The sequence below is a fragment of the Loktanella sp. D2R18 genome (genome assembly GCF_003318235.1).
GTDB lineage: Bacteria > Pseudomonadota > Alphaproteobacteria > Rhodobacterales > Rhodobacteraceae > Yoonia.
The window spans coordinates 82,809-89,441 of the sequence record NZ_QOCG01000013.1 but is presented as its reverse complement, the minus strand read 5'-3'; the positions used below and the strand labels follow the sequence as shown (position 1 = coordinate 89,441).

The 6,633-nt window shown below is 54.7% G+C and carries 7 protein-coding genes and 1 pseudogene; 1 reads left to right on the top strand and 7 read right to left on the bottom strand.

The features are described from left to right. Window positions 1-216: 216 nt before the first annotated feature. Window positions 217-342: pseudogene (locus tag DS901_RS09180) on the bottom strand (IS3 family transposase); the annotation flags it as partial. A gap of 51 nt (window positions 343-393) precedes the next feature. Between DS901_RS09180 and DS901_RS09175 the strand changes: the two are divergent. Then, complete coding sequence (locus DS901_RS09175; RefSeq protein WP_113776638.1) at window positions 394-1,164, top strand: inositol monophosphatase family protein; 771 nt, start codon at window positions 394-396, stop codon at window positions 1,162-1,164. A gap of 448 nt (window positions 1,165-1,612) precedes the next feature. Here the strand turns inward: DS901_RS09175 and DS901_RS09170 are convergent, their stop codons facing one another. The 6 genes from DS901_RS09170 to DS901_RS09150 form a co-directional block, all read right to left on the bottom strand. Continuing rightward, entirely contained in the window at window positions 1,613-2,254 is a 642-nt protein-coding gene (locus DS901_RS09170) for a hypothetical protein (RefSeq protein ID WP_113776637.1), read from the bottom strand. A gap of 12 nt (window positions 2,255-2,266) precedes the next feature. Further along, a complete protein-coding gene (locus DS901_RS09165; protein ID WP_113776636.1) occupies window positions 2,267-2,905 on the bottom strand; it encodes a HupE/UreJ family protein in 639 nt (212 codons plus the stop codon). A 25-nt stretch (window positions 2,906-2,930) separates the two neighbouring features. Further along, the gene (locus DS901_RS09160; protein ID WP_113776635.1) at window positions 2,931-3,428 is read right to left on the bottom strand and encodes a DUF6644 family protein; all 498 of its coding nucleotides are present in this window, start codon (window positions 3,426-3,428) and stop codon (window positions 2,931-2,933) included. Window positions 3,429-3,440: 12 nt separating this feature from the next. Beyond that, window positions 3,441-3,899 (bottom strand): hypothetical protein, encoded by a 459-nt coding sequence (locus DS901_RS18900; RefSeq protein WP_220150227.1) that lies wholly within the window; start codon window positions 3,897-3,899, stop codon window positions 3,441-3,443. Between the two features lie 96 nt (window positions 3,900-3,995). Continuing rightward, complete coding sequence (locus tag DS901_RS09155; RefSeq protein ID WP_220150226.1) at window positions 3,996-5,126, bottom strand: DUF6152 family protein; 1,131 nt, start codon at window positions 5,124-5,126, stop codon at window positions 3,996-3,998. A 286-nt stretch (window positions 5,127-5,412) separates the two neighbouring features. After that, window positions 5,413-6,630, bottom strand: a complete 1,218-nt coding sequence (locus DS901_RS09150; RefSeq protein WP_258546692.1) for a multidrug effflux MFS transporter — start codon at window positions 6,628-6,630, stop codon at window positions 5,413-5,415. Window positions 6,631-6,633 lie beyond the last annotated feature (3 nt).

Genomic DNA, 6,633 nt, shown 5'->3' with positions numbered 1-6,633 from the left:
AATGTCCGCTTCGACAGGCCACGCCGCAGCATTTTATCGTCACGGCCAACGGCGGCTTTGGGCCGGAAGTGCCGATCGGCACAACGGGCAGATTGCCGACATTCTCTGCGATATACTTTAAGGTCAACTTTGCACAAAATAAATTGGAGCAAAGTAATACTTCTAAAAATGTACAACTTGGACCTGTCGCGCTTTCGTGCCGCCCCCTGTGCTCGTTTAAGCCACCTTACGTTCGAAGGCGACCGGACTTTTCCAACCCAGTGCTGAGTGACGACGGCGTGGATTGTAGAAGCCGTTGATGTATTCGAAGATAGCGATCTCAGCCTGCCTTCGGTTTACCCAAGCGTATCATACGGCTTGGGCTGTCTTCGGTCATGCGGGGAACCACGCAGAATGACTGACTATCTTGATGCGACATTGGACATGGCGCGTTCCGCCGGTGCGCTGGCCCAAAAGATGCGCCAACACCCCGCGGACATGGACTCCACGATCAAAGGCCCAATGGATGTGGTCACAGCGGCGGATATCGCGGTCGAAAACCTGCTCCGACAAAGGATCACCGCTATAGATCCCAATGCGGCGATATTGGGCGAGGAAGGTGGTCTTGATACCCACAAACCTTGCACGTGGATTGTCGATCCCATCGACGGCACAGTCAATTTCTATCGCGGGTCCTCGGATTGGGCAGTATCAATTGCCCGCTATAATGGGTCAGCACTGGAATTGGGTGTGATCCATGCTCCAGACCTCGGGGTGACGGCATGGGCAGAGAGTGGAAAAGGTTGCTATATCAATAACGTGCCGGTTCGACTTGATAATGAGCCGACCGCAGCACCGCTTGTGGCGTTGGGAACGTCACCACGCAGCTCGCTATCCGACTACTTGGACAGGATCACGCGACTGCATGCCAATGGCATCGAACATCGTCGCAATGGTGCTGCAACAATTGGGTTTCTTGCGGTTTTAAGTGGCTGGGTTGATGCATTTCATGAGCCACTGCTGAACATCTGGGACGTCGCTGCCGGTTTGATCCTACTCGAAGAGGCTGGCGGGGTTGTGTGGCACGACAAGCCGCTCAACGACTTCTTGCAGGCGCCCTCGGATGTTCTTGTACACAATGCATGTGTACCCGAAGTTGATTCTCTGCTGAAGAAGGATGCATGAATAGCATCACTGCATTGAAGAATTTCACCCACCGTATGTGCTACTGCGAGCACCTCTGGCCTTGAGTTGGCGGCATCCAGTTTTGCGCTGAAGGGCCGGACATCGAACCGCAGATTGGGCCGTTCGCGTTGATTGACACAACGGGCGGAAACCGGACTTTCGCCGCGGGTGCAAACCAGATTCGACAAATTGAATAAGGCAGACGTTCAGAGCGACGATCTAGTTCGTTCGATCTGCAAACGCAGCGAAGTCAGCTAAGAGTCCCACGCACAGGACGTTGTGACGTCTACAAAGGTTTCTTTCGAGAACATGCAACGCAAATATCCCATCCAAATAGGTCGACTTTACAATCGGCTAACTTCGGATCGCTTTCATGGAGGTAAGAAAAGTTATTGGCTATCTGGCTTTCAGTTCTTCGGCCGACCTTCAATTTTCGCGCGGCATTGCGTCAGAACTCTTCGTTGGTGACGACCTCGCCATTGATGGCGCGGTACATTTCTTTGCTGACGTCCCAATACCCGGCGATGTTCAGGCGCACGGTGATTGGGCCCTCTTCGATGTTCATGAAATAGAAGCCGTGGTAGCCGGCGAAGGGTGTTGTGAAGGATCCGCTTTGGGTCAGGCCTTCACCTTTGGCATAAGCCATTTCGAACCCGTCAGGGAAGTTCACGGCGTCGTCTGAGGATGGGTGACCGTGGAAGTCATAGTAAACGCCATCATCAACTGCGTCCAAAACCTCCCATGAATAGACGAACGTGGTGTCGGCAGGCATGATGAATTTGTATTCGACTTCGCCGTAGTCTTCGATTTCAATGTCGATGATTTCATTGTGGAAGGGAGTGTCTTCGAGGTTGATCAACCCTTGCACGGATTCATTAATCAGTTCTGCAGTCGGGTCGTATTCACCAATGTTGAAGGACAGATCGCCCTCGAATTGCGCAATGATCAGCGGCGGTTCGGACATGTTCGTCAAGCCGAGCTTTGCGCCCAAGCCTGTTGGGTCAACACCATATTCGGCGGGTAGAACTGCCACAACCAACAGGACGCCGCCCGCAAGGGCACCAAGGGTGAGTTTTGAGGAAAGGTTCATGGGACGTCTCCGTTATGATATGAAATAGCCAACAGTTTGCATGCCAAACAGGATCAGCCCTGCGGCAAACAGAAACACGTTCGCGGTTGTTGATAAGGATGGAAAATCGGGGCGGGCACGCAGCCATGCCAAGGCGGCGAACAATACGGTCAGCGATAGAACCTGACCGATCTCAACGCCGACGTTGAAGGCCAGCATGTTTGCGATCAGCCCGTCTTTGGACAGCGACAGGTCTTGTAATTTGCTCGACAAGCCAAGCCCATGCACCAGCCCGAACCCGAAAACCGCCGATTTGGGGTTCATGAGGCGGATCGTGCCTAGGTTTTCTAGCGCCTTGTAGCACACCGAAAGGCCAATGATGGCGTCGATGATATTGGGGTTCACATGGATGCCGGACAGCACGCCCGTCAGCAAAGTGATCGAATGGCCAAGGGCAAACAGGCTGACGAAGGTTGCCACATCACGCAGCTTGCCCAGAAAGAAGATCACGCCGACCAGATACAGTAAGTGGTCGTATCCAGTGACCATATGTTTCGCGCCCAAGTAAATGAACGGCCCAAGGTGGATACCCGATGCGCTGACGAGGAACCCTTGGTCTTGAGCCGCCACGCCGTGGGCCGATGCCTGCGATGCCAGTAGCACCGCAAACATGGCCCATAGCGGCAGGGTGAGGGATCTATAAGTCTTCGACATAGGGAATAAACCGACCCAGAACGATGACGCAGGTCCAAAGCGTCAGCGACAGCCATGCCACGACGCGCGCATCACGGCTAAGGTCCGCACTCGCCACGCCCAAATCCATTTGCGGTTTGATGCGCCGCACGAAGTAAGCTGTGTTCAACCCCGCAACCGCAATCAGCCCAATCTTGGCCCAGAACGCAATGTTCACAAGGTAGCGATCGGAGTCCCCGACCACGAACAATGCGCCTGACATCAGGTTGATTGCGAAACCGATCAACGCGAACCGCACGAAGAGTTCAACGCGATCAATCGGCACGGATTTGGCAACACCAACCACCCGTAAATCAACCACGATAAGTGAGCCAAACAACAAGCACAGCCCGACAAAATGCGCCATTTCCAGAAACGGAAACACATAGGCATTGTCCATCACAAGCCCGCTGAGGGCTGTGGAATTCAGGGTATCGATGACCCAGTTGACTACCGTATTCATGTCATGTTCCCCTTAAGACCAATACCCGATGAGCCGGCCAAAAATGATCGCAACGATCCAAGTGATCATGGCGGCGGCGGCGAGCCGTCTGTGCGCGACACTGACCTCATCGGTGCGTTTGATGCATATTTGAACCAGCCGCCACGTCAGCGCCAAGCCGACGAAAACCAGCACGATCTTGATGCGGAATGCGAGGTTGAAAAACAGCTCTGATGCATTGCCGCAAAACAGCGCCGTGCCCGACAACAGGTTCAAAAAGAACCCCGCTAAGGCGACGCGCCAATAAGGGGCCATCGCGGTGGCGGGAATAGAGGGCGCGAAGCCCAAAACGCGGATTGTCAGCATCAATGCCACCCCCACAAGGGTCGCCATGCCGATCGCGTGGAGTGAGAGAACAATGGGATAGCCCCACTGCGTGCTGGACACCGTCAATCCGACGATTGTGTCCTCCAACCAGAATAACGTTTCCATAGAGTGTCTTCCTGTCAGCGGATGGCGCAGTTGCGTCCAACCGCTTTCTATTCTTGGGGATTTGGTTTGGGGCCGCAGTGACGCGGCCCCATAGGATTACTCTGAACGTTCTTCTGTCAGATCGTCACAAGCGTAGGCTTCATAGCTGTCGCTGGTCAGCGTAACCGTATCGGACCCAGTGATTGGCGCATCAAGGTAGACCGCATCCGTGAACGTGTATGTGCGGGTCAGTGCCGTCCCGTCGTCGTTGAGTGTGAACTCTTCAACAACCACCAGTTCGGGGCTGTTCTTGACAGGGGATGGAGGGCCACCACGTGCGCCTTCGGGGCGGTCACCGCCTTCTGGTGGAGCTGGGCGATCATCGCCTTCGAGCCGTTCGCCCGGGCCTTCGCCATCGCTCATCGGGGCGTTGATCCAGCCTTCGTCAAATCCTGTTGTGGTGACAATCAGGGTTTCGTCGTCCCATTCGCCTGTGGAAAAACCGGCGCGGGTTGGTTCGAAATCATCAGGCATTTCAGTGTCATCAAGATAGATGGTGCGCTCAAGGTCCATGAAACCATATGTCATGGTGATCTGATCGTCGCCTTGCTCGATCGTGTTCACCATCTGGTCAAACCACCAATCCATGACAATATTCGTCGCCTCGCATTGATAGCGCGGGTTATCGTCGGATGTGGCGCCTTCGATTGCGGCGGCGCCGGCTTGCGTCAACACAGTTTCCGACTGACCGCCACCACCAGGGCGCGCGCCTTCTTCGCGGACCATCGCCCAGTTGCCGTCGATGTTGGGCGTGCCGTCGTCGCGTGTCGTCTGGCGCTGTTCGGCTTCAATTGTACCGTCGTCGTCAAACGTGCTGTGACGCGATGCTACAACGCCGTTTTCAAAGGTAATTTCGCTCATGTAGCAGGTGGTGGGGTCTGTCCGATCAGGCGAACCAACGATCGAAATATGGCTGCCGATTTCAAACATATCCGTGGTCCAGCCGTTGCGCTTCAGCAGGGAGCCTGACTGCAATTCACAACGCAGGTTCACCACCTCGCCGTTTTCATCCGTGGAGTCGAAATAAACATAGGCATGCGGATTCACGAGGCGAATGCGGGTGATTTCACCGGCGAGTTCAATCGTGGTGCTGGTGTCGAACTGCCCACTGCTACCGTGGTGGGCAAATGCCGGCAGTGGTGAAGCCAGAAGCGCCATGATAAGTCCGGCGTCGCGCAAATATGACATGTAATTTGATCCTTTAGCGTAAACTTTGGTAGGCCCTATGCGCCACCTTGCAGGTTATACGGTGAAGGACGTGATCTCCGTCGCATCGAAAGACCGACGACTTAAGAAATGGGCCGTAAACACCGCCAGCCCCCCAGCCAAAACCGAGGAACCCCTGGTATCTAAAAGATAATAATCAAAGGAGGGTTACTCATGCGTATCTTATCAGCCCTAGTAACGGGCTTTCTTTCTTCACCGCCACCCAAGGCCGCACTGGTCACGCTCGTGTGGCCTGGCGACGTAAATATTACGGCATCGCAACGGGACCTACGTGTGGCCGGCCAACAAACGCGTAAAAAAAGATCATGGCAAAGAAGGCGGGCACAAAGAGCCCAAGGGCCATCGGAAGAGCCGTATGTGTTCCCCCCAAAGCCACACAGAATGACACGAGGAATGCGATGGCGAACTGGATTGCGCCCAGCAGCGCGGACCCCATCCCGGCCCCTTCACCGGACAGCTCCATCGTCATCGACATTGCGTTCGCTGAAAGTAGCCCAACCATGCCAATCGAAACCCAAAGAGGAAGTGCAAAGACCCACAGGATGTGTGAGCCGGATACCAGCGCGAGAACCGCCGTCGAGGCGACAAAGAAGGGCAGGCCGACAGCGACCACCTGTGCAGGATTGTAGCGGTTGAGCAAAATGCCGTTGATCTTGCCAAAGATTATCAATGCGGCGGCGATCACAGCAAACATGATGCCGAATTCAAGAGAACTTAGCCCGAAATTCCCTTGAAATACCCCTGATGACCCAGTGATGAACGCAAACATGCCACCTTGAATGAGGCCTGATACCAACGCCATAACGGCAAATTCCCGCTTTGACATTAGCGTGATCGCTGTACGCCCACCATCGGTGAATGGCAGGGTTTTGCGTGCCTCCGCCGGGAGCGTTTCGGGCAAGACAACGAAAGCCATTGCTAAGGCCACAATGCTGATAAGGGACATCGTGAAAAAGATTGATTGCCAGCCGAACGCTTCTAGCAGGAGACTGCCCAAGGTTGGCGATACGATCGGTCCGACTGTTAACAGCATAACAAGCACAGTCATCACCTGTGCTGCACGGCGCCCCTCATATAAATCTTTTACGATGGCGCGTCCAACGACCATACCTGCGCTGGCACCGATCGCCTGCACAAACCGCAATGCATTGAACCATGTGATGTCATGGACCAGTGGAAGGGCAATCGACGTCGCCGAAAATATTGCTGTCCCAATCAGAAGCGGCTTTTTGCGACCATAAGCGTCAGCGAGCGGGCCAAGTAAAAGCTGCCCTACACAGAGCCCAAGAAAGAAGATCGACAAAGAAAATTCAGCCCCAGCATGGGTTGACCCCAGTGAGGTCGCCAGATCGCCGAGGGCGGCGAGATACATATCGGTTGCCAGCGGCGGGAACAAAGACAGTAAGCCCAACGTCGCCGTAATGGCCATGGTTCGGTTGATGTGGGGGGGGGACGGTTTGAACATCTT